The sequence below is a fragment of the Vibrio sp. SSH13-20 genome (assembly GCF_040104475.1).
Classification (GTDB): domain Bacteria; phylum Pseudomonadota; class Gammaproteobacteria; order Enterobacterales; family Vibrionaceae; genus Vibrio; species Vibrio harveyi.
In genome coordinates this window covers 109,395-128,779 of sequence record NZ_JBECOU010000002.1, presented here as the reverse complement: position 1 = coordinate 128,779, position 19,385 = coordinate 109,395, and the positions used below count along the sequence as shown (strand labels likewise).

The window sequence follows — 19,385 nt, the reverse complement described above, 5'->3', positions numbered from 1 at the left end:
AAGGCATTACGAATCGCGACTAGTAAAAACAAACTAACTTAGTATTCAGTTCACTTTTAATAGTCGCGACCTTTTGGTCGACGAGGTTGACTGTAATGCAATGAGCTTAGTGAAAATCTCTAAACGAGATTAAGCCGCGTGTAGTATAACGGCATAAGTCTGATTTGGCTAAGCTATAGCAGTCAAAATAAGTAACAGGCAACAAAAAAGGGGCATAAAGCCCCTTTTAGACAAACTGCTATGCAGTCGCTTATTAGCGACGTAGGCCTAGACGCTTGATTAGGTCTTGGTAGCGAGCTAGATCTTTACCTTTTAGGTAATCTAGAAGCTTACGACGACGAGAAACCATACGTAGAAGACCACGACGGCTGTGGTGATCGCCTTTGTGTGCTTTGAAGTGACCTTGTAGGTGGTTGATAGAAGCTGTAAGTAGAGCTACTTGAACTTCTGGTGAACCAGTGTCGCCTTCGCCTTGTGCGTATTCTGCAACGATTGCTGCTTTAGTTTCTGCATTCAGAGACATAATTCTCTCCTAATAAGAGTAGGTTAATATTTGTGCCAGCCAATCTCTGATTCAGCCGACACGAGGAGCGCGAATTATAAGGAAGTTTCCTCACTCGCGCAATATAAAAATACCGGCAATGATGCCGGTATTTTTTAAGCTTTGCGAAGTTACTCTTCGTCGCGGAAAACCACCAAACGTTTTGGTGCTACTTTTCCATCGTCGTTAACTTCTGCTACACCGATAAACAGCTTCTCTTCACCAGAAGTCATACGAATTGGCGTACCCTCTGGCGCACCCAACACCTGCACGGGCATACCGTGTTGTACTAGGTTAGTCAGCTCTGCGTTTAGGTTTACCTCGGGTAAATCTTCAACGGCAGTGTCCATTGGCAGTAGCAGTGGATCAAGCAACTCTTTTGGTGCCACTTCATCACGATGCGCTTGCTCAAGCAGCTCATTAAGTTGCTCTAGCGTCACCATTTTTTCGTACGGGTATTTAGCAACACCAGTACGACGAAGCATAGTCACGTGTGCGCCACAACCAAGCATCTCACCTAGGTCATCAACAATTGTACGGATGTAAGTACCTTTTGAGCAGTGCACTTCCATCTCAACTTCATCACCTTCAAAACGGTGAAGTACGATTTCATATACCGTGATCTTGCGAGATTCACGTGGTACTTCAATGCCTTTGCGAGCGTACTCGTACAACGGCTTGCCTTGGTATTTCAATGCTGAGAACATCGAAGGTACTTGGTCTGATTCACCACGGAACGTATCAATGCACGCTTCTAGCTTCTCCAGATTCACATCAATAGGACGTGTCTCTACCACTTCGCCATCAGAGTCAGACGTATCAGTGCGCTCACCCAGTTTTGCGATTACACGGTAGCGCTTGTCTGAATCCAACAAGAACTGAGAAAACTTGGTTGCTTCGCCTAAGCAGATTGGCAACATGCCCGTCGCTAATGGGTCCAATGCACCCGTATGACCCGCTTTCTCAGCAAAGTAGATACGCTTTACTTTTTGCAGTGCATCATTTGAAGAAATACCTGTTGGTTTATCCAACAAGATAACGCCATTAATTGGACGACCTTTACGACGACGAGCCATTACTCTTCCCCTGCCTGATCTTCTTCGCGACCAGAATCTTGTTGTTTGCGTTTATCTTCGCTCACAACTTCAGAAACTAGGTTCGACATGCGCATACCTTCTACTAGCGTGTTATCGTAGTAGAAACGGATTTCAGGCGTTAGACGTAGGCGAATACGCTTACCTAGCATCATTCGGATGTGCACTTCGTGCTCACGTAGCGCTGCTAGGCATGATTCTGGCGTCTGCTCACCCACGCATAGGAAAGTAACGAATACTTTTGCGTAAGCAAGATCTCGTGATACTTCTACATCTGAAATCGTAACCATGCCTAGGCGAGAGTCACGAACTTCGCGTTGAAGGATCATCGCTAGTTCTTTTTGCAGCTGCTGTGATACGCGCTGCGTGCGGCTAAATTCTTTTGACATATTCATTCTCTTAGATAGAAAGAATGGGGGGATGGTCAAGCCAGCCCCCCATGGTGTATTCAACAACCAATTACTATTTGTCTTTCAGACGGTTAGTAATTTTAGTCAATTAGTCTAGAGTACGTTTTACTTCAACGATTTCGAATACTTCGATCTGGTCGCCCACGCGAACGTCGTTGTAGTTCTTAACGCCGATACCACACTCGTAGCCATTCTTAACTTCTTGAACGTCATCTTTAAAGCGACGAAGTGATTCTAGCTCACCTTCGTAGATAACAACGTTGTCGCGTAGAACGCGGATTGGGTTGTTACGCTTAATTAGACCTTCAGTAACCATACAACCAGCGATTGCGCCCAGTTTCGGTGACTTAAATACGTCACGTACTTCAGCAAGACCAATGATTTCTTGCTTGAATTCTGGAGCAAGCATACCGCCCATTGCTTGTTTAACTTCGTCAATCAATTGGTAAATGATTGAGTAGTAACGCAGATCAACGCTTGCTGCTTCAATCGCACGACGAGCAGATGCATCAGCACGTACGTTAAAGCCAAGGATGATTGCGTTAGAAGCTTCTGCAAGAACTGCATCAGTTTCTGTAATACCACCAACACCAGAACCAACGATGTTTACTTTCACTTCGTCAGTAGACAGTTTCAGTAGTGAGTCAGCAATCGCTTCCACAGAACCTTGTACGTCTGCTTTAAGAACTACGTTTAGCTCAGCAACTTCACCAGCAGTCATGTTAGAGAACATGTTCTCTAGTTTAGATTTCTGCTGACGAGCAAGTTTCACTTCACGGAACTTACCAGCACGGTAGTTCGCTACTTCACGTGCTTTACGCTCGTCACGTACTACTGTTGCTTCGTCACCTGAAGATGGTACGCCTGAAAGACCTAGGATCTCTACAGGGATAGATGGACCAGCTTCTGTGATTTCTTTACCTAGTTCGTCACGCATTGCACGAACACGGCCGTATTCTTGACCACAAAGAACGATGTCGCCTTTGTTTAGCGTACCTGATTGAACAAGTACTGTTGCTACTGGACCACGACCTTTATCTAGACGAGATTCAACAACAACACCAGACGCCATGCCTTCTGCTACAGCTGTAAGCTCTAGAACTTCAGACTGAAGAAGGATTGCTTCTAGAAGACCGTCGATATTTGTACCCTGTTTAGCAGAGATGTGAACGAACATGTTCTCACCACCCCACTCCTCAGGGATTACGTCGTATTGAGCTAGCTCATTCTTAACGTTGTCTGGGTTCGCGTCTTCTTTATCGATCTTGTTCACAGCAACAATCAGAGGAACGCCTGCCGCTTTCGCGTGCTGGATCGCTTCAACTGTTTGTGGCATCACGCCATCGTCTGCTGCTACTACAAGAACAACGATATCTGTCGCTTGAGCACCACGAGCACGCATAGCGGTAAACGCCGCGTGTCCAGGAGTATCAAGGAACGTGATCATGCCGTTGTCAGTTTCAACGTGGTACGCACCGATGTGCTGCGTGATACCGCCCGCTTCGCCTGAAGCAACGTGAGTACGACGGATGTAGTCAAGTGTTGACGTTTTACCGTGGTCAACGTGACCCATGATTGTTACAACTGGAGCGCGAGGCACTGCTTCTGCGTTTGTATCACGATCAGATAGTACTGCTTCTTCCAGTTCGTTCTCTTTACGAAGAACTACCTTGTGACCCATTTCTTCAGCAACAAGTTGTGCTGTTTCTTGGTCGATCACTTGGTTGATAGTCGCCATAGCGCCCATCTTCATCATTACTTTGATAACTTCTGTCGCTTTAACCGACATCTTGTTAGCAAGTTCAGAAAGAACGATTGTCTCACCAATTACTACATCTTGTTTCGCTACAGTCGCAGACTTGTCGAAACCGTGTTGCATAGAAGTTGGTTTAGCAAGTTTGCCTTTGTTACGGCCCTTGCCACCACGTTGGTTACGACCACCGCGTGATTGTTCTTCTTTGCCAGCTGGTTTCTTCTTCTTACGACGTGCACCGCCTTCTTGTTGACGGTCAGCTGCATCTTCAGCTTCACGTGCGTAACGAGAAGTAGTTACGTGGTAGTCAGAGTTCTCTAGCTCTTTCTTCTTAGTCTCTTCTTCAGACCAACGAGCTTCGTTCTCTTCTGCAAGCTTACGAGCTTCTTCAACGAGTTTTGCAGCTTCTTGCTCTGCTTTACGTTGAGCTTCTTGTTCCTGACGTGCTTTTAGCTCATCAGCTTCTTTCTTAGCTTGCGCATTAGCATCCGCATTTTTTGCATTCATTTCTTTCTTAGCCTTATCAGCTTGTGCGCGTTTTGCCTTTTCTTCAGCTTCACGTTTTGCATCCGCTTCACGTTTCGCTTTCTCATCGGCTTCGCGCTGTGCTTTCTCTGCAGCTTCACGTTTGGCTTGTTCTTCAGCCTCACGCTTCGCAAGCTCTTCAGCTTCACGTTTTGCTGCTTCCTCAGCCTCACGTTTTGCGTCGTCTTCGATAGTGCTGCGCTTCACATATGTGCGCTTCTTACGCACTTCTACTTGAACATCCTTACTTTTGCCGCCACCTGCTGCAACACTTAGCGTGCTACGAGTCTTACGTTGAAGCGTCAGTCTAGTAGGTTCAGATTCGCCCGACTTATCGCCGTGCTCTTTCTTCAGGTGAGAGAGAAGCTTCTGCTTCTCCTCATCCGATACATGGTCAGAACTCGCTTTGTTCATGCCAGCGTCAGCAAGTTGTTCCATTAAGCGGTCGACTGGAGTACCAATCTCTTCACTCAGAGCTTTAACTGTTAATTGTGTCATGCCGCTTCCTCCTTGCTGATATTATGCTTCTTCGCCGAACCAACAGATGTTACGTGCAGCCATGATAAGCTCACCTGCACGCTCTTCTGTCAGGCCTTCAATACCTTCTAAATCGTCGATACCTTGGTCAGCTAGGTCTTCTAGTGTTGCCACGCCTTTAGCTGCCAGTTTAAACGCCATTTCGCGCTCTAGACCTTCAAGACCTAGCAGATCTTCAGCAGGCTCTAGACCTTCGAATGACTCTTCTTGTGCTAGAGCGATTGTCGTTAGTGCGTCTTTCGCACGGCTACGAAGCTCTTCTACAAGCTCTTCGTTCAGACCATCAACTTCTAGTAGTTCGTTAACAGGAACGTACGCAACTTCTTCTAGTGTTGAGAAACCTTCTTCAACAAGCAATTGAGCGAAGTCTTCTTCAATGTCTAGGTACTTCATGAAGTTTTCGATAGACGCTTGAGACTCTTCAGCGTGTTTCTTCTGAAGATCTGCCACAGTCATTACGTTCAGTTCCCAACCAGTTAGTTGAGACGCTAGACGTACGTTCTGACCGTTACGACCGATAGCTTGCGCTAGGTTGTCCGCTTCAACAGCGATGTCCATTGAGTGAGCATCTTCATCAACGATGATAGAAGCAACGTCAGCAGGAGCCATTGCGTTGATAACGAATTGAGCTGGGTTATCGTCCCAAAGAACGATATCAATACGCTCACCACCAAGTTCGCCAGATACTGCTTGAACACGAGCACCACGCATACCAACACACGCACCTACAGGGTCGATACGTTTGTCGTTTGTTTTAACAGCGATCTTAGCGCGAGAACCTGGATCACGTGCAGCGCCTTTCAGTTCGATGATTTCTTCAGCGATTTCTGGCACTTCTACGCGGAATAGCTCAGCCAACATTTCTGGCTTAGAGCGAGTGATGAACAGTTGGAAACCACGCGCTTCAGGAGCAACTTTGTACAAAAGACCACGAACACGGTCACCTGGACGGAAGTTTTCACGAGGAAGTTGGTCATCACGTAGGATTACCGCTTCAGCGTTGTTACCTAGATCAAGTACAACTGTATCGCGGTTCACTTTTTTAACAACACCAGTGATCAGATCACCTTCGTTGTCGATGAACTGTTCTACGATTTGTGCACGCTCTGCTTCACGTACTTTTTGTACGATAACTTGCTTAGCAGTTTGAGTCGTAATACGGTCGAATGTAACTGACGGGATATCGTCTTCTACGAAATCACCTAGTTGAATGTCTGCATCTTCGTATTGTGCAGCTTCTAGAGAGATTTCTTTTGTTGGGTTTTCAACGTCTTCTACAACCAACCAACGGCGGAATGTTTCAAACTCACCTGTTTTACGGTCGATAGCTACACGTACATCGATTTCGATTTCGTATTTTTTCTTTGTAGAAGTCGCTAGAGCAATCTCAAGAGCTTCAAAGATACGCTCACGAGGTACCGCTTTTTCGTTCGATACCGCTTCTGCTACCGCTAAAATTTCTTTACTCATTGTATTTAGCCTCTAAGCTTCAAATTTTTTAGGGAACTAAAATTTAGGGATCAGGTTAGCTTTTGAAATGTTACTTAGAGCAAACTCTTCTTGTTGCCCTTCACAAGTAACTGCGATTGTCTCACCATCTACGCTGTGGATAATACCTTTCCACTTACGACGGTTTGCAACAGCCATTTTCAATACGATGCTGACCTCGTGACCAATAAATTGCTCGTAATGTGCTGCTTTGAAAAGTGGTCTTTCTAAGCCTGGAGAAGAAACTTCTAGGCTGTAAGCAACAGAAATTGGATCTTCAACGTCTAGTACTGCGCTAACCTGATGGCTTACTTCTGCACAAGCATCTACGTTGATACCATTTTCATGGTCGATGTAGATGCGTAACGTTGAGTGCGCACCCGCACGAATAAATTCTAATCCAACCAACTCGTAGCCTGATGCCTCTACTGGAGCTTCAAGCATTTCAGTAAGTTGTCTTTCTAAACCAGTCATTTGAACCACTCCAGAAACAAAAAAAGGGCTCAGAGCCCAATCAAAAAACCAAGCAGTATCTGAGTTCATTTACAAAAACTCAGATAACAAAAAACCCCGAAAGTCGGGGTTTTATGCTGCTGGACCCTGATACGTTAAGAATAGCCAAGAAATGCTTTTCTTAACTCACAGTGTGGTTAGCACTGTGCAAACTTGCCAATCGAATCATCCTTTCCAACTGAAAGAAGAGATTGGTTGCGGGGGCCGGATTTGAACCGACGACCTTCGGGTTATGAGCCCGACGAGCTACCAAGCTGCTCCACCCCGCGTCCGACTTGATGAGCATTATACGCTCACACAAGTGATTTACAAGTTTGTAAATTCATGGTGCCGAGAGAGGGACTCGAACCCTCACACCTAAGGCACTAGCACCTCATGCTAGCGTGTCTACCAATTTCACCATCTCGGCTACATAAACCTTTACAGCTTATTGTGGAATCTCATCACCTGCTGGTGCTGGAACTTCACTTGCTGCATCTTTAACTTGTTCTACAACTGGTTGACCTAGTGTTGGGTCTACCCATTGTGACTCAGTCTTGTGCGTAGACATACGACCAAGTAGCAAGCTAACGATAAAAAATACGGTTGCTAAAATAGCAGTTGTTCGGGTTAAGAAATTACCTGAGCCGCTTGCACCAAACACTGTGTTTGAAGCACCTGCACCGAACGAGGCTCCCATATCTGCGCCTTTACCTTGTTGAATCAACACAAGGCCAATCACACCAAGCGCCGCCAACAGGTAAATCACAAGTAGAACTGAAAACATTTTTTTCCACCTATGTTCCAAATTGTTGAGCCAGCGCCGTTCAAAAACAATCGTGTTTATTTATGAACAAGGCTAGCGACCTCCTAACGGGAGGCGGAGCAATACTAGCGAAAGCCAGTAACGCTGACAAGGGAAAATTAGTAAAAAGTCACCACTAACGCATTAAGCGCTCAAAAAAAGGGCAAAAGATGCCCTTTTCTCTCGCAAAACAGGTTAAAGCAATGATTAACAACTTGCTTTTACAGCTTCTGCAATCTTAAGCGCAGAGCTTTGTACAAGTTCAGCATCTTCACCTTCTACCATGACTCGGATTAGAGGCTCAGTACCAGATTTACGTAGCAATACGCGACCTTTGTCACCAAGCTCAGCTTCCACTTCCGCTACTGAGTCTAGTACAACCTGCGCTTCAAGTGGGTTACTTTGACCTGCAAAACGCACGTTTTCTAGTACCTGAGGATAAAGCGTCATGCCTTGTGACAAGTCGTGTAGTGTCATATCACTGCCAACTACAGAAGCAAGAACTTGCAGTGCAGCAACAATTGCATCACCCGTAGTGACTTTGTCTAGTAAGATAACGTGACCTGAGTTTTCAGCGCCAATCTTCCAGCCTTTAGCAAGTAGTTGCTCCATCACGTAACGGTCACCAACTGCGGCACGAACAAATGGGATACCCAGTTGTTTTAGACCATTTTCCATACCTAGGTTGGTCATTAGCGTACCAACAACACCGCCTTTTAGTTCGCCACGACGTAGAGCATCACGAGCGATAATGTAGGCAATTTGGTCGCCGTCAATCTTGTTGCCCAAATGGTCAACCATCATGATGCGGTCGCCATCACCATCGAATGCAAGACCAAGGTGAGCTTGCTCTTCCACAACACGCTTTTGTAGGGCACGAACGTCTGTCGCACCGACTTCTGCATTGATGTTAGTGCCGTTTGGCTCAACACCCATAGCAATCACTTCTGCACCTAACTCTTTGAATACGTTAGGAGCGATGTGGTAAGTCGCACCATGTGCACAGTCAACAACGATCTTAAGGTTTGCTAGGCTAAGTTCTGACGGGAAGGTGCTCTTACAAAATTCAATATAACGACCCGCGGCGTCATTAAGGCGAGTTGCTTTACCAAGTTCAGCAGACTCTACACATTCGATATCTTTATCTAGCTCAGCTTCAATAGCCAGTTCGATGTCATCAGGAAGTTTAGTCCCCTCAGATGAGAAGAACTTAATGCCGTTATCGTAGTATGGGTTATGTGACGCTGAAATAACGATACCAGCTTCCGCTCGGAAAGTTTGTGTTAGGTATGCAACTGCTGGCGTTGGCATCGGACCAGTAAAGGTAGCCTTTAGACCTGCCGCAGCTAGACCAGCTTCAAGTGCAGACTCAAGCATGTAACCTGAAATACGGGTATCTTTACCGATGATAACTTTCTTAGTGCCTTGTTTTGCTAGTACACGACCAGCCGCCCAGCCAAGCTTTAGTACAAAGTCCGGAGTAATTGGGTATTGTCCTACTTTCCCGCGTACACCGTCAGTACCAAAATAACGTCTTTTATCAGACATAAAATTTCCTTAATTCTTTTAGATATTATTGTTCGTCATCTCAACAACTTTCATTGCCTCAATGGTTTCTTCAAAGTCATGTACTCGAATGATCTGCGCACCTTTCATCGCAGCAATTGTCGCGCAGACAACGCTAGCATTTGCGCACTCTGCTGCAGGTTTTTCCAACAATTTAAAGATCATTGATTTACGTGACATACCGGCCAAAATTGGCAGACCGAATTCATGAAACTTATCGAGGTGTGCCAGCATATGATAATTGTGTTCAATGGTTTTTCCAAAGCCAAAACCTGGATCAAGAATAAGTTGAGATTTATCGATGCCCACGGACTCACAGGCAGCAATGCGTTCTTGAAGAAATGCAGAGACATCATCCATCAGATCATCGTATTGAGGATTAGTCTGCATAGTGCGCGGTTGACCTTTCATATGCATCAAGCAAATAGGAAGGTTTGCTTTCGCGGCAACTTCTAACGCCCCCGGCTCTTGGAGAGCACGCACATCGTTAATCAAGTCCGCCCCGGCTTCAATAGCTTGACGCATGACCTCCGCTTTACTGGTATCAATAGAAATCCACACATCATGTTTTGCGCGAATCGCTTTGATTACAGGGACCACACGCTGCAACTCTTCTTCTAACGCAACATCTGGAGCCCCTGGACGCGTAGACTCCCCGCCCACATCAATAATGCTAACGCCAGCAGCAATCATTTTTTCGACTTGAGCAAGTGCACGCTCTAACGAGTTGAATTTACCACCATCAGAAAACGAGTCTGGAGTGACATTGAGGATCGCCATAACATGCGAGAGGGAAAGGTCGAGAGATTTGTTGTTTGCTTTAATAATCATAGCTTTAATAATCACAACAGAAACAAAAACCCCGAGCCTAACTCGGGGTTTTTTATTAACGCTACTCTTTATTCAGAGTCTTTCTTTTCTGGAGCTTCACTTGAAGTCGCTTCTTGAGACGTTGGTTGTTCTACCGGTTTAGTCGGTTCAACTGGTTTCTCTTCCGCTTTCACTTCAGGTTTAGCCTGAGGCTTATCGTTATCTTCTGGTTTGTTTGCAGGCTTATCACCCCAACCAGCAGGTTCACGAATCTCAGTCTTACGCTCCATCAGGTCATCAATCTGGCCAGCATCAATGGTTTCATACTTCATTAGCGCATCTTTCATCGCATGCATGATGTCCATGTTGTCTTCCAGAATTTGCTTCGCACGGTCGTAGTTGCGGTCGATGATCTTACGAACTTCATCATCGATTAGCTTCGCTGTGTCATCAGACATATGTTTAGTCTGTGTCACGCTACGTCCTAGGAACACTTCACCTTCTTCTTCCGCATATAGAAGCGGACCAAGTTTTTCAGAGAAGCCCCATTGCGTCACCATCTTACGAGCAATATCAGTTGCACGCTCGATATCGTTCGATGCACCTGTCGATACTTTATCAGCACCGTAGATTAGCTCTTCAGCAAGGCGACCACCGTACAAACTAGAAACCATAGATTCTAGGTGTTGGCGAGACATGCTCACACGGTCTTGCTCTGGTAGGTACATAGTCACACCAAGCGCACGACCACGTGGAATGATAGAGACTTTGTACACAGGGTCATGTTCAGGTACTAGGCGACCAACAATCGCGTGACCTGCTTCGTGGTAAGCAGTTGACTCTTTTACTTCTTCAGACATCACCATTGAACGGCGCTCTGCACCCATCATGATTTTATCTTTCGCTAGTTCAAATTCAACCATAGAAACGTTGCGCTTGTTACCACGCGCAGCAAATAGGGCTGCTTCGTTTACTAGGTTTGCTAAGTCAGCACCAGAGAAGCCAGGTGTACCACGTGCGATTAGAGAAGGCTCTACGTCACCTGCTAGAGGTACTTTGCGCATGTGTACTTTAAGAATCTGTTCACGACCACGTACGTCTGGAAGACCAACAACAACTTGACGGTCAAAGCGACCAGGACGCAGTAGTGCTGGGTCCAACACGTCTGGACGGTTAGTCGCTGCGATAACAATGATACCTTCGTTACCTTCGAAACCATCCATTTCAACGAGCATTTGGTTTAGGGTTTGTTCACGTTCATCGTGACCACCACCTACACCAGCACCACGCTGACGACCTACTGCATCAATCTCATCGATAAAGATGATACAAGGTGCCGCTTTCTTCGCTTGTTCGAACATGTCACGCACACGAGACGCACCAACACCAACAAACATTTCTACGAAGTCAGAACCAGAGATAGTAAAGAAAGGCACTTTTGCTTCACCAGCAATGGCTTTCGCTAGAAGCGTTTTACCAGTACCTGGAGGACCAACCATAAGTACACCTGTCGGGATCTTACCGCCCAATTTTTGGAATCGGCTTGGATCGCGTAGGTAGTCAACCAGTTCTTTAACGTCTTCTTTTGCTTCATCACAACCTGCGACATCCGCAAAAGTCGTCTTGATCTGCTCTTCGCTCATCATACGAGCTTTGCTCTTACCGAAAGACATGGCGCCTTTACCGCCGCCGCCTTGCATTTGACGCATGAAGAAAATCCACACACCAATCAGTAAGATCATAGGGAACCAAGAAATGAAGATTGTGCCAAGTAAGCTTTGCTCTTCAGGAGGCGTACCTTGCACTTTCACGTTTTGGTTAATTAGGTCATCTAGAAGCTTTTGATCGTACACAGGCATGTAAGTGACCATTTTGGCACCGCCGCCACGACGAACAAAACTAATTTCACCGTCTTTAAAAGTTGCTTCTTGAATCTGGCCTTGGCCAACTTCCTGTACAAACGTGGTGTAATCCACGGTTCTGCCATTGCTCTCTCCAGGGCCAAAGCTCTGGAATACCGACATCAACACGACAGCGATAACAAGCCACAGAATTAAATTTTTTGCCATGTCACTCAAGGTGTCAGCCTCTCGATAACTAATTGTAATTAAAGGTAGGGTACTACAGTTTATTAGCTGTAGCTATAGTGTTAACCATGCTCTAAACGAGCGAAATAGTTAACCTTTGTAACCAGTGGCTACAACAAAGACTTCTCGTGAGCGAGCTCGCGATGAGTCTGGTTTTCTGATTTTTACGACTTTAAACATGTCTCGGACTTCTTTCACAAATTGATCGAAGCCTTCACCCTGGAAAACCTTTACGACAAAGCTACCATTAGGTGCTAGAACTTGTCGACACATATCTAAAGCCAATTCAACTAAATACATAGCTCGTGGCTGATCTACGGAATTGTTACCAGCGATGTTTGGAGCCATATCAGACATTACTACGTCCACCATCGAAGGTTGGATTCTTTCCAATAGAGCGTCTAAAACCGCCTCGTCACGAAAGTCACCTTGCAAAAAGCTTACACCAGCGATTGGATCCATAGGTAATAAGTCACATGCGATGATTTGACCTTCTTCACCTATTATCTTAGCAGCATATTGAGACCATCCACCTGGAGCGGCGCCTAAATCGACGACTGTCATCCCAGATTTCAACAATTTATCTTTTGTTTGGATCTCTTCAATTTTGAAGTAAGCACGAGAACGATAGCCTTTTTTACGAGCTTCGTTCGCATATTTATCGTCAAAGTGTTCTTTCAACCAACGACCAGAACTAGCCGAATGTTTTTGTTTACTCATCTTAATCCCAACAAGGCGTAATTAGGAGCTATTGTTTTAATAGGCTCAACCTATTACTCAATAAATTATAGTCTTCAGCAATAGATGGCGTTAAAATAGCTTTTTTCAACCCTTATTTTAAAGAAAATTGGCCGCGTAATGAACCTAAGCACCAAACAAAAGCAGCACCTAAAAGGCCTGGCTCACAGTTTAAAACCTGTTGTGCTAATGGGCGCAAATGGACTTACAGAAGCCGTGCTAGCAGAAATTGAAATCGCTCTTGACCACCACGAACTGATCAAAATTAAAGTTGCATCAGAAGACCGTGAGACAAAACAGCTGATCATCGACGCTATCGTACGTGAGACGGGCGCTGAAAAAGTTCAGACAATCGGTAAGGTACTTGTGCTATACCGCCAGTCTGAAGAGCGTAAAATCGAAATCCCACGTAAGTAATACCTACTTGCGCAGCGGAAGAAGAAAAGGTCGCCATAGGCGACCTTTTTTGCATCTAGAGTTTATTTCAACTAACCGTTAGAACACGAAGTTAGATGTACTCAACGCTGTCGATTTCGAAGTCTTTCGCTCCGCCAGGAGTTTGAATAACAACTTCGTCACCTTCCATTTTACCGATCAAGCCACGAGCAATTGGCGAGCTAATCGAAATACGACCCGCTTTAATATCTGCTTCGTCATCACCCACGATTTGGTAGGTTTTCTCTTCTTCTGTATCACAGTCAATCAGAGTAACGGTTGAACCAAAAATCACCTTACCAGTGTTGTCCATCGTTGTTACGTCAATGACTTGAGCAACAGATAGCTTGTATTCAATGTCACGAATTTGTGCTTCACAGATCCCCTGCTCTTCACGAGCTGCATGGTATTCTGCGTTTTCCTTCAAGTCGCCTAGTTCACGCGCTTCTGCGATTGCTTCTGAAATTTGCGGGCGAAGCTTTAGTAGACGATCGAGTTCTGTACGTAGCAACTGTTCGCCACGTAGTGTCATTGGAACTTTTTCCATTATATAACCTCAAGGCCAAAGGTGTCTTTGGACAAAAAAATCCCACCCAATCATAGGGACTAGGTAGTACGTTCAAAGATTCTGTTTTGGTTAGTTTAAACAAACTAGGGTGTGAAATCACCTTAATTCGATTTCGCGACTCAGTTGTGTGGTTAATACCACGCCATCAATCGTTTTTAGATTTACGCATCATCGCAATTTATTGAAAAACAACACTGTTCATTACACTAAAAACATCAAAAAAGATAAAAACAAATCAATGTCAGACCAATGTTAGGCAAGATATAATCACTTAAAAACAACAACTTAAAATAAAACAACAAGCAATTGAACAGTGTTCATTAGTTGGATTTATATCATTTTACTAACTCATAAGGAAACTTTAGCAGTAAAACATGTCCGGCAAGTTATTTCGTTATGGCTTTTTCGAGTGTGGGCATTTGCCGCGAATGAAACTATACGAACAACAATAGCTTGTGAGAGATAACCTCTCCCCCATAAAACAATGATTATGGACAGCTAACTAGGACAAATAAGATGAAAAAGACTCTAATTGCTCTTTCTGTATCTGCAGCAGCTATGGCAACTGGCGTTAACGCAGCTGAACTTTACAACCAAGACGGCACTTCTCTAGAAATGGGCGGTCGTGCTGAAGCACGTCTATCTATGAAAGATGGCGACGTAGCGGACAACTCTCGTATCCGTCTAAACTTCCTTGGCACACAAGCAATCAACGACAACCTATACGGTGTTGGTTTCTGGGAAGGTGAATTTACTACTGCTGAAGAAGGCGGCGTAGACGGCAAAAGCAACCTTGACACTCGTTACGCATACGCTGGTCTAGGCGGTGCATTCGGTGAAGTTACTTACGGTAAAAACGACGGTGCGTTAGGCGTTATCACTGACTTCACAGATATCATGGCGTACGCTGGTAACTCTGCTGCTGACAAACTAGCTGCAGCTGACCGTTCAGACAACATGCTGTCTTACAAAGGTCAATTCGAAAACCTAGCAGTTAAAGCTAGCTACCGTTTCGCTGACCGCGTAGAAAACGCAGCTGGTACTGAGTACACTGATAACGGCGAAGATGGCTACTCTCTATCTGCTATCTACACTCTAGGCGACACAGGTCTTGACCTAGGTGCTGGTTACGCAGACCAATCTGACGCTAACGAATACATGCTTGCTGCTTCTTACACAATGAACGACCTATACTTTGCAGGTCTATTCACTGACGGTGAAAAAGAAGCAACATTCAAGAAAACTGTAGATTACACTGGTTACGAACTAGCAGGTGCTTACACTCTAGGTCAAACAGTGTTCACAACGACGTACAACAACGCAGAAACTAACAACGAAACTTCTGCAAACAACTTCGCAGTTGACGCGTCTTACTACTTCAAGCCTAACTTCCGTGGTTACGTATCGTACAACTTCAACCTAATTGATGCTGGCGATGCTATGGGCTCAACGACTTCTGCTAACTACAAAGCAACGAAGATCGATTCTGAAGACGAGCTAGCTCTAGGTCTACGTTACGACTTCTAATTCAGTCTTACGACTTGAAGATAAAATGCTCGCTTATGCGGGCATTTTTTATATCCAGAATTCTGCGATTTTTCGGTATATACTCAATTGCATAACTAACCTTACGAACTATTACTATGCGCTTACGTTGGTCATTGTTACTACTCTCTAGCCTTACTCCACTTCTCTCTTTTGCTTATCCCCACCAAGAGGTGCTGCCAGACGGAGCACGTATCAGTTTGGTTGCTGAAAAACTTAATGGGCAAAGTGAGCTAAAAGGCATTCATCCCACTGAGCAGTATTTCCCCCCAGCAAGTACATTAAAAGTTGTGACAGCCTTGGCTGCAAAGCTTGAGCTGGGCAATGGCTTTACTTTTCGTACAACGTTAGAAAGCTCCAACTCTGACGCCGTCTTCACTTTTTCCGGCGATCCTACGCTTGTAACGCAAGATCTTAAAACCATGCTGACACGAGCGAAAAAAAACGGTCTAAACCGAATCAATGGGGATCTTTGGTTAGATAACAGCGCTTTTACTGGCTACAACCGTGCCGTTGGATGGCCATGGGATATTCTAGGCGTTTGCTATAGCGCTCCTGCATCTGCTGTGACACTGAATGAAAATTGCGTTCAAGCATCGATATACACACAAAAAAACGGTACAACTCGTGTTTATGTTCCTGAGCATCAACCAATTAATGTCGCCACCAGCGCTCAAACCGTGTCAAAAAGCGTCCAGAAGAGCCGTCATTGTGATTTAGAGCTCATCGCTAACCCAAACAACCAATATCAACTAACCGGCTGCTTAGTAGACCGTGGCGATAAACCACTCCCCCTCAAGTTTGCAGTGCAAGATCCTGAAGGCTACACAAGCCAAAAAGTAGAGAAATTGCTCAAGCAAGTCGGCATTTCATTAAAAGGAAAAATTCGAGTCGGCAAAGCACCTGAAAAGTCACGCAAGTTATTGGCAGTACACAAATCAAAACCATTACCACAGTTGCTTGATGAGATGTTAAAACGCTCAGATAACTTAATTGCCGATACTCTTACTAAAACACTTGGCGCTAAGTTCTTTGTGCAACCTGGCAGTTTTACTAACGGCACTGAAGCAATCAAACAAATCATTTTCTCCAATACGGGGATCGACATTCGCAATGCCCGATTAGAAGATGGGTCAGGTTTATCACGCAATAACCGCATTTCAGCGAAGTCGATGGCTGCTATCTTGCGCTACATTTGGCAACACGAACAAGAACTCAACTTGATAGCAATTATGCCAAAGTCCGGTGAATCAGGAACATTGCAGTACCGCCAGAGTATGCGTAAAGCTCCTATCAAAGGACAGTTGATTGCAAAAAGCGGGTCCTTGTACGGCACGTACAATATGGCGGGGTATGGGCTTGATAAAAACGGCAAACCAAACACGCTATTTGTTCAGTTTGTGTCGGACTATTTCCCAGAAAAAAGGGACGATAACAAGCCTGTCGTCGCCCCTATTACTCGTTTTGAGAAATTGTTCTACCAAGACATTGTGAGTTTTAGTCAGGCAATGCCTAAGAAGTAGTTCACCACGGTAAAGTAGATCCACATACCTGAGATATCGACGATCGATGCTAATACTGGGCTCACCAATACGGCGGGGTCCAGTTTACATGCACGCGCTATGATAGGAAGTAATCCGCCAAGTGTGGTTGAGATAGTCACCTGAATAAATAACGCAACCGCAATGGCTAATACGATATCTTCCAGTGCAAAGCCCCCTGTTGATTGCCCACCACTAAATAGCATGATTCGACCAATCATCACGATCGCAATCGCCAAGGCAATAAACAGCGCTACACGACTTTCTTTCCACAAAACTTCTAACCATTGGCGTTTCTTTAACTCTCCAGTGGCGAGTGCGCGAATGACTAAGGTCGCAGCCTGAGTTCCGGTATTACCACCAGCTGCAGCGATTACGGGCATATACACGGCAAGCAATACAAGTTGACTTAAAGTGTCCTCATACTGAGCAATGATCAAACCCGACACTATCCCTAAAAGGGCAAGAGCAATGATCCAACCAATACGCTGCTTCACATGTTCCAACACACTAGTCGATAAGTAGCCATCTGGTGTATCGACTTCCGACATATGCAAACCTAATTGGTGAGCATAGTGACGAGCACGTTTATCATATCCAGCTTGTTCAAGTTGAGCGATAAGGCTATTTACATAGCCAACCGAGCAGTGCTGCAAAATACCAACCGCCTCGTCAATAGGCATGATCGTTAGTAGGTGCAATTGTTGCTCTTGTTCGTATTGCAAAAAGGCATTACGAGCGGCACCAATCTCCACTTCTGAGAAGTTTGGTGTTGTTTCAATAAAAGTGTTGTTCATTACCGTCATGGCGAATCTCCCGATTGGCATTGGTAACGACCATCGACAACGCACGCAAAAAGCTTTCTGCACACCCGACTTGTATAAATACAAATGCAGGACGCGCGAAAACATCAATGCCAAAGCACTGTCTATTCAGAATTTATGAAAGGAAATAATAAAAGGAAAACTAGAAGAAAAGATGCCTCACCACTAAGGTAAGGCGGAGATCGCCAATACCGAAGCGGGTTATTTCGCTCCCTTAATCTTACTCACCCAACAACTGGGAGGATGGTCGGTATTGTTCATGTAAATCTCCGATAAAGCTGCTCACGTAGCAGCGCGCGTATAGTAACAAAGTTCGACCATTTTTACAGTCAATCTCGCGTGTATTCACCAAATTTTAATACAAAAAAAGCGCCTATAAGGCGCTTTCATTTTGAACAGTTATTGATTACTTAATAGTAATACGTGCGAATTTACGTTTACCTACTTGGAATACGTAAGTGCCTGCTTCAGGAACAAACTTCGCATCAGCAACTTTCTCGCCTTCGATCTTAGCTGCGCCTTGCTTAACCATGCGCATAGCTTCAGAAGTTGAAGCACATAGACCCGCTTCTTTCAATAGGTTTGCTACTGGCGTGCCAGTCTCAAAATCAAACTCTGGCATTTCGTCAGGAATTTGGTTTTTCGCGAAACGGTTAACGAACTCTTGCTCTGCCGCATCTGCATCTGCTTCACTGTGGAAGCGTGCAATGATTTCTTTTGCTAGCAGTACTTTGATATCACGAGGGTTCTTGCCTGCTTCTACATCCGCTTTAAATTGTGCAATTTCTTCTAGAGGACGGAAAGACAACAGCTCGTAGTAGCTCCACATTAGATCATCAGAGATTGACATGATCTTACCAAACATTTCGCTTGGTGCTTCGCTGATACCAATGTAGTTACCAGAAGATTTAGACATCTTCTTCTCACCATCTAGACCGACTAGAAGTGGCATCATAAGAACAACTTGTGGTTTTTGACCGTGAGATTTTTGCAACTCGCGACCCATCAGTAGGTTGAACTTCTGGTCAGTACCACCCAGTTCAACGTCAGTTTCCATTGCTACTGAGTCCCAACCTTGAAGTAGTGGGTACATGAACTCATGGATAGCAATTGGCTGACCACCAGCGTAACGCTTTTTAAAATCATCACGCTCTAGCATACGAGCAACAGTTTGGTTTGCAGCAAGACGGATCATGCCTTCTGCACCAAGCTCAGATAGCCACTCAGAGTTGAACTGAATTTTTGTCTTAGCTGGGTCTAGGATTTTGAACACCTGTTCTTTGTACGTTTCTGCGTTACGTAGCACGTCTTCACGGCTTAGCGGTGGACGAGTTGTGTTCTTGCCTGTTGGGTCACCAACCATTGCAGTGAAATCACCGATAAGGAATGTCACTTCATGACCTAGTTCTTGGAACAAGCGAAGCTTATTGAAAATAACCGTATGGCCTAGGTGAATGTCAGGTGCTGTTGGATCGGCGCCCAATTTAATACGTAGAGGACGACCTTCTTTAAGTTTTGCGATCAGCTCTTCTTCTGGAATCAGCTCTTCAACACCGCGCTTAATCTCGGCTAGTGCAGCTTCAATGCTCGCCATTCTTGTTCACTCCCACAGATTTGGCAAAAATA

The 19,385-nt window shown here is 45.0% G+C and carries 17 protein-coding genes and 2 tRNA genes; 3 read left to right on the top strand and 16 right to left on the bottom strand.

Going from position 1 to position 19,385, the window contains the following annotated elements; genetic code table 11:
* Positions 1-253 precede the first annotated feature (253 nt).
* The 13 genes from rpsO to rlmE all read right to left on the bottom strand — a co-directional run bounded on the left by rpsO (position 254) and on the right by rlmE (position 12,828).
* Positions 254-523, bottom strand: a complete 270-nt coding sequence (gene rpsO / locus ABMY42_RS05815) for a 30S ribosomal protein S15 (RefSeq protein WP_005449146.1) — start codon at positions 521-523, stop codon at positions 254-256.
* 149 nt (positions 524-672) lie between these two features.
* Positions 673-1,617: a tRNA pseudouridine(55) synthase TruB gene (gene truB, locus ABMY42_RS05810; RefSeq protein WP_005449147.1), complete on the bottom strand. Its 945-nt coding sequence runs from the start codon at positions 1,615-1,617 to the stop codon at positions 673-675.
* A complete protein-coding gene (rbfA, locus tag ABMY42_RS05805; RefSeq protein WP_005449148.1) occupies positions 1,617-2,024 on the bottom strand; it encodes a 30S ribosome-binding factor RbfA in 408 nt (135 codons plus the stop codon). Before rbfA ends, truB begins: the two co-directional genes overlap by 1 nt.
* 109 nt (positions 2,025-2,133) lie before the next feature.
* A complete protein-coding gene (gene infB, locus ABMY42_RS05800) occupies positions 2,134-4,821 on the bottom strand; it encodes a translation initiation factor IF-2 (protein WP_005449149.1) in 2,688 nt (895 codons plus the stop codon).
* 21 nt (positions 4,822-4,842) lie between these two features.
* Positions 4,843-6,330 (bottom strand): transcription termination factor NusA, encoded by a 1,488-nt coding sequence (nusA, locus tag ABMY42_RS05795; protein WP_005449151.1) that lies wholly within the window; start codon positions 6,328-6,330, stop codon positions 4,843-4,845.
* A gap of 36 nt (positions 6,331-6,366) precedes the next feature.
* Positions 6,367-6,822: a ribosome maturation factor RimP gene (rimP, locus tag ABMY42_RS05790; RefSeq protein ID WP_005449153.1), complete on the bottom strand. Its 456-nt coding sequence runs from the start codon at positions 6,820-6,822 to the stop codon at positions 6,367-6,369.
* 231 nt (positions 6,823-7,053) lie between these two features.
* Positions 7,054-7,130, bottom strand: a tRNA-Met gene (locus tag ABMY42_RS05785).
* Between the two features lie 56 nt (positions 7,131-7,186).
* Positions 7,187-7,270: transfer RNA gene (locus ABMY42_RS05780), tRNA-Leu, on the bottom strand.
* An 18-nt stretch (positions 7,271-7,288) separates the two neighbouring features.
* On the bottom strand, positions 7,289-7,627 hold the full coding sequence (gene secG, locus ABMY42_RS05775) for a preprotein translocase subunit SecG (RefSeq protein WP_005449155.1): 339 nt from the start codon (positions 7,625-7,627) through the stop codon (positions 7,289-7,291).
* A gap of 225 nt (positions 7,628-7,852) precedes the next feature.
* Positions 7,853-9,193 (bottom strand): phosphoglucosamine mutase, encoded by a 1,341-nt coding sequence (glmM, locus tag ABMY42_RS05770; RefSeq protein WP_005449157.1) that lies wholly within the window; start codon positions 9,191-9,193, stop codon positions 7,853-7,855.
* Positions 9,194-9,211: 18 nt separating this feature from the next.
* Positions 9,212-10,042, bottom strand: a complete 831-nt coding sequence (folP, locus tag ABMY42_RS05765) for a dihydropteroate synthase (RefSeq protein WP_349266120.1) — start codon at positions 10,040-10,042, stop codon at positions 9,212-9,214.
* 68 nt (positions 10,043-10,110) lie between these two features.
* Entirely contained in the window at positions 10,111-12,090 is a 1,980-nt protein-coding gene (gene ftsH, locus ABMY42_RS05760) for an ATP-dependent zinc metalloprotease FtsH (protein ID WP_009698724.1), read from the bottom strand.
* 108 nt (positions 12,091-12,198) lie between these two features.
* Positions 12,199-12,828, bottom strand: a complete 630-nt coding sequence (gene rlmE / locus ABMY42_RS05755) for a 23S rRNA (uridine(2552)-2'-O)-methyltransferase RlmE (RefSeq protein ID WP_005439450.1) — start codon at positions 12,826-12,828, stop codon at positions 12,199-12,201.
* A 138-nt stretch (positions 12,829-12,966) separates the two neighbouring features.
* Between rlmE and yhbY the strand changes: the two genes are divergently transcribed.
* Positions 12,967-13,263 (top strand): ribosome assembly RNA-binding protein YhbY, encoded by a 297-nt coding sequence (gene yhbY, locus ABMY42_RS05750; protein ID WP_005425257.1) that lies wholly within the window; start codon positions 12,967-12,969, stop codon positions 13,261-13,263.
* A 91-nt stretch (positions 13,264-13,354) separates the two neighbouring features.
* On the opposite strand, the gene greA is transcribed toward yhbY, so the two are convergent.
* Positions 13,355-13,828, bottom strand: coding sequence for a transcription elongation factor GreA (gene greA, locus ABMY42_RS05745; protein ID WP_005439449.1), 474 nt, complete (start codon positions 13,826-13,828; stop codon positions 13,355-13,357).
* Between the two features lie 537 nt (positions 13,829-14,365).
* Between greA and ABMY42_RS05740 the strand changes: the two genes are divergently transcribed.
* Positions 14,366-15,376 carry a porin gene (locus tag ABMY42_RS05740; RefSeq protein ID WP_038897999.1) on the top strand — a complete coding sequence of 337 codons (1,011 nt, stop codon included), beginning with the start codon at positions 14,366-14,368 and terminating at the stop codon, positions 15,374-15,376.
* A gap of 116 nt (positions 15,377-15,492) precedes the next feature.
* Positions 15,493-16,917 (top strand): serine-type D-Ala-D-Ala carboxypeptidase, encoded by a 1,425-nt coding sequence (dacB, locus tag ABMY42_RS05735; RefSeq protein ID WP_009698726.1) that lies wholly within the window; start codon positions 15,493-15,495, stop codon positions 16,915-16,917.
* Here dacB and ABMY42_RS05730 read toward each other — a convergent pair.
* Positions 16,896-17,741: a magnesium transporter gene (locus ABMY42_RS05730; protein WP_349266119.1), complete on the bottom strand. Its 846-nt coding sequence runs from the start codon at positions 17,739-17,741 to the stop codon at positions 16,896-16,898. The genes dacB and ABMY42_RS05730 overlap by 22 nt on opposite strands.
* A 424-nt stretch (positions 17,742-18,165) precedes the next feature.
* Complete coding sequence (tyrS, locus tag ABMY42_RS05725; protein ID WP_005449169.1) at positions 18,166-19,353, bottom strand: tyrosine--tRNA ligase; 1,188 nt, start codon at positions 19,351-19,353, stop codon at positions 18,166-18,168.
* Positions 19,354-19,385: the final 32 nt, after the last annotated feature.

Excerpts from the sequence above, each read along its gene's own strand:
- ftsH (WP_009698724.1), bottom strand. The coding sequence starts at position 12,090 with ATGGCAAAAAATTTAATTCTGTGGCTTGTTATCGCTGTCGTGTTGATG.
- greA (WP_005439449.1), bottom strand. The coding sequence starts at position 13,828 with ATGGAAAAAGTTCCAATGACACTACGTGGCGAACAGTTGCTACGTACA.
- rimP (WP_005449153.1), bottom strand. The coding sequence starts at position 6,822 with ATGACTGGTTTAGAAAGACAACTTACTGAAATGCTTGAAGCTCCAGTA.
- truB (WP_005449147.1), bottom strand. The coding sequence starts at position 1,617 with ATGGCTCGTCGTCGTAAAGGTCGTCCAATTAATGGCGTTATCTTGTTG.
- secG (WP_005449155.1), bottom strand. The coding sequence starts at position 7,627 with ATGTTTTCAGTTCTACTTGTGATTTACCTGTTGGCGGCGCTTGGTGTG.
- rpsO (WP_005449146.1), bottom strand. The coding sequence starts at position 523 with ATGTCTCTGAATGCAGAAACTAAAGCAGCAATCGTTGCAGAATACGCA.
- tyrS (WP_005449169.1), bottom strand. The coding sequence starts at position 19,353 with ATGGCGAGCATTGAAGCTGCACTAGCCGAGATTAAGCGCGGTGTTGAA.
- glmM (WP_005449157.1), bottom strand. The coding sequence starts at position 9,193 with ATGTCTGATAAAAGACGTTATTTTGGTACTGACGGTGTACGCGGGAAA.
- ABMY42_RS05730 (WP_349266119.1), bottom strand. The coding sequence starts at position 17,741 with ATGACGGTAATGAACAACACTTTTATTGAAACAACACCAAACTTCTCA.
- nusA (WP_005449151.1), bottom strand. The coding sequence starts at position 6,330 with ATGAGTAAAGAAATTTTAGCGGTAGCAGAAGCGGTATCGAACGAAAAA.
- infB (WP_005449149.1), bottom strand. The coding sequence starts at position 4,821 with ATGACACAATTAACAGTTAAAGCTCTGAGTGAAGAGATTGGTACTCCA.
- yhbY (WP_005425257.1), top strand. The coding sequence starts at position 12,967 with ATGAACCTAAGCACCAAACAAAAGCAGCACCTAAAAGGCCTGGCTCAC.
- folP (WP_349266120.1), bottom strand. The coding sequence starts at position 10,042 with ATGATTATTAAAGCAAACAACAAATCTCTCGACCTTTCCCTCTCGCAT.
- ABMY42_RS05740 (WP_038897999.1), top strand. The coding sequence starts at position 14,366 with ATGAAAAAGACTCTAATTGCTCTTTCTGTATCTGCAGCAGCTATGGCA.
- dacB (WP_009698726.1), top strand. The coding sequence starts at position 15,493 with ATGCGCTTACGTTGGTCATTGTTACTACTCTCTAGCCTTACTCCACTT.
- rlmE (WP_005439450.1), bottom strand. The coding sequence starts at position 12,828 with ATGAGTAAACAAAAACATTCGGCTAGTTCTGGTCGTTGGTTGAAAGAA.
- rbfA (WP_005449148.1), bottom strand. The coding sequence starts at position 2,024 with ATGTCAAAAGAATTTAGCCGCACGCAGCGCGTATCACAGCAGCTGCAA.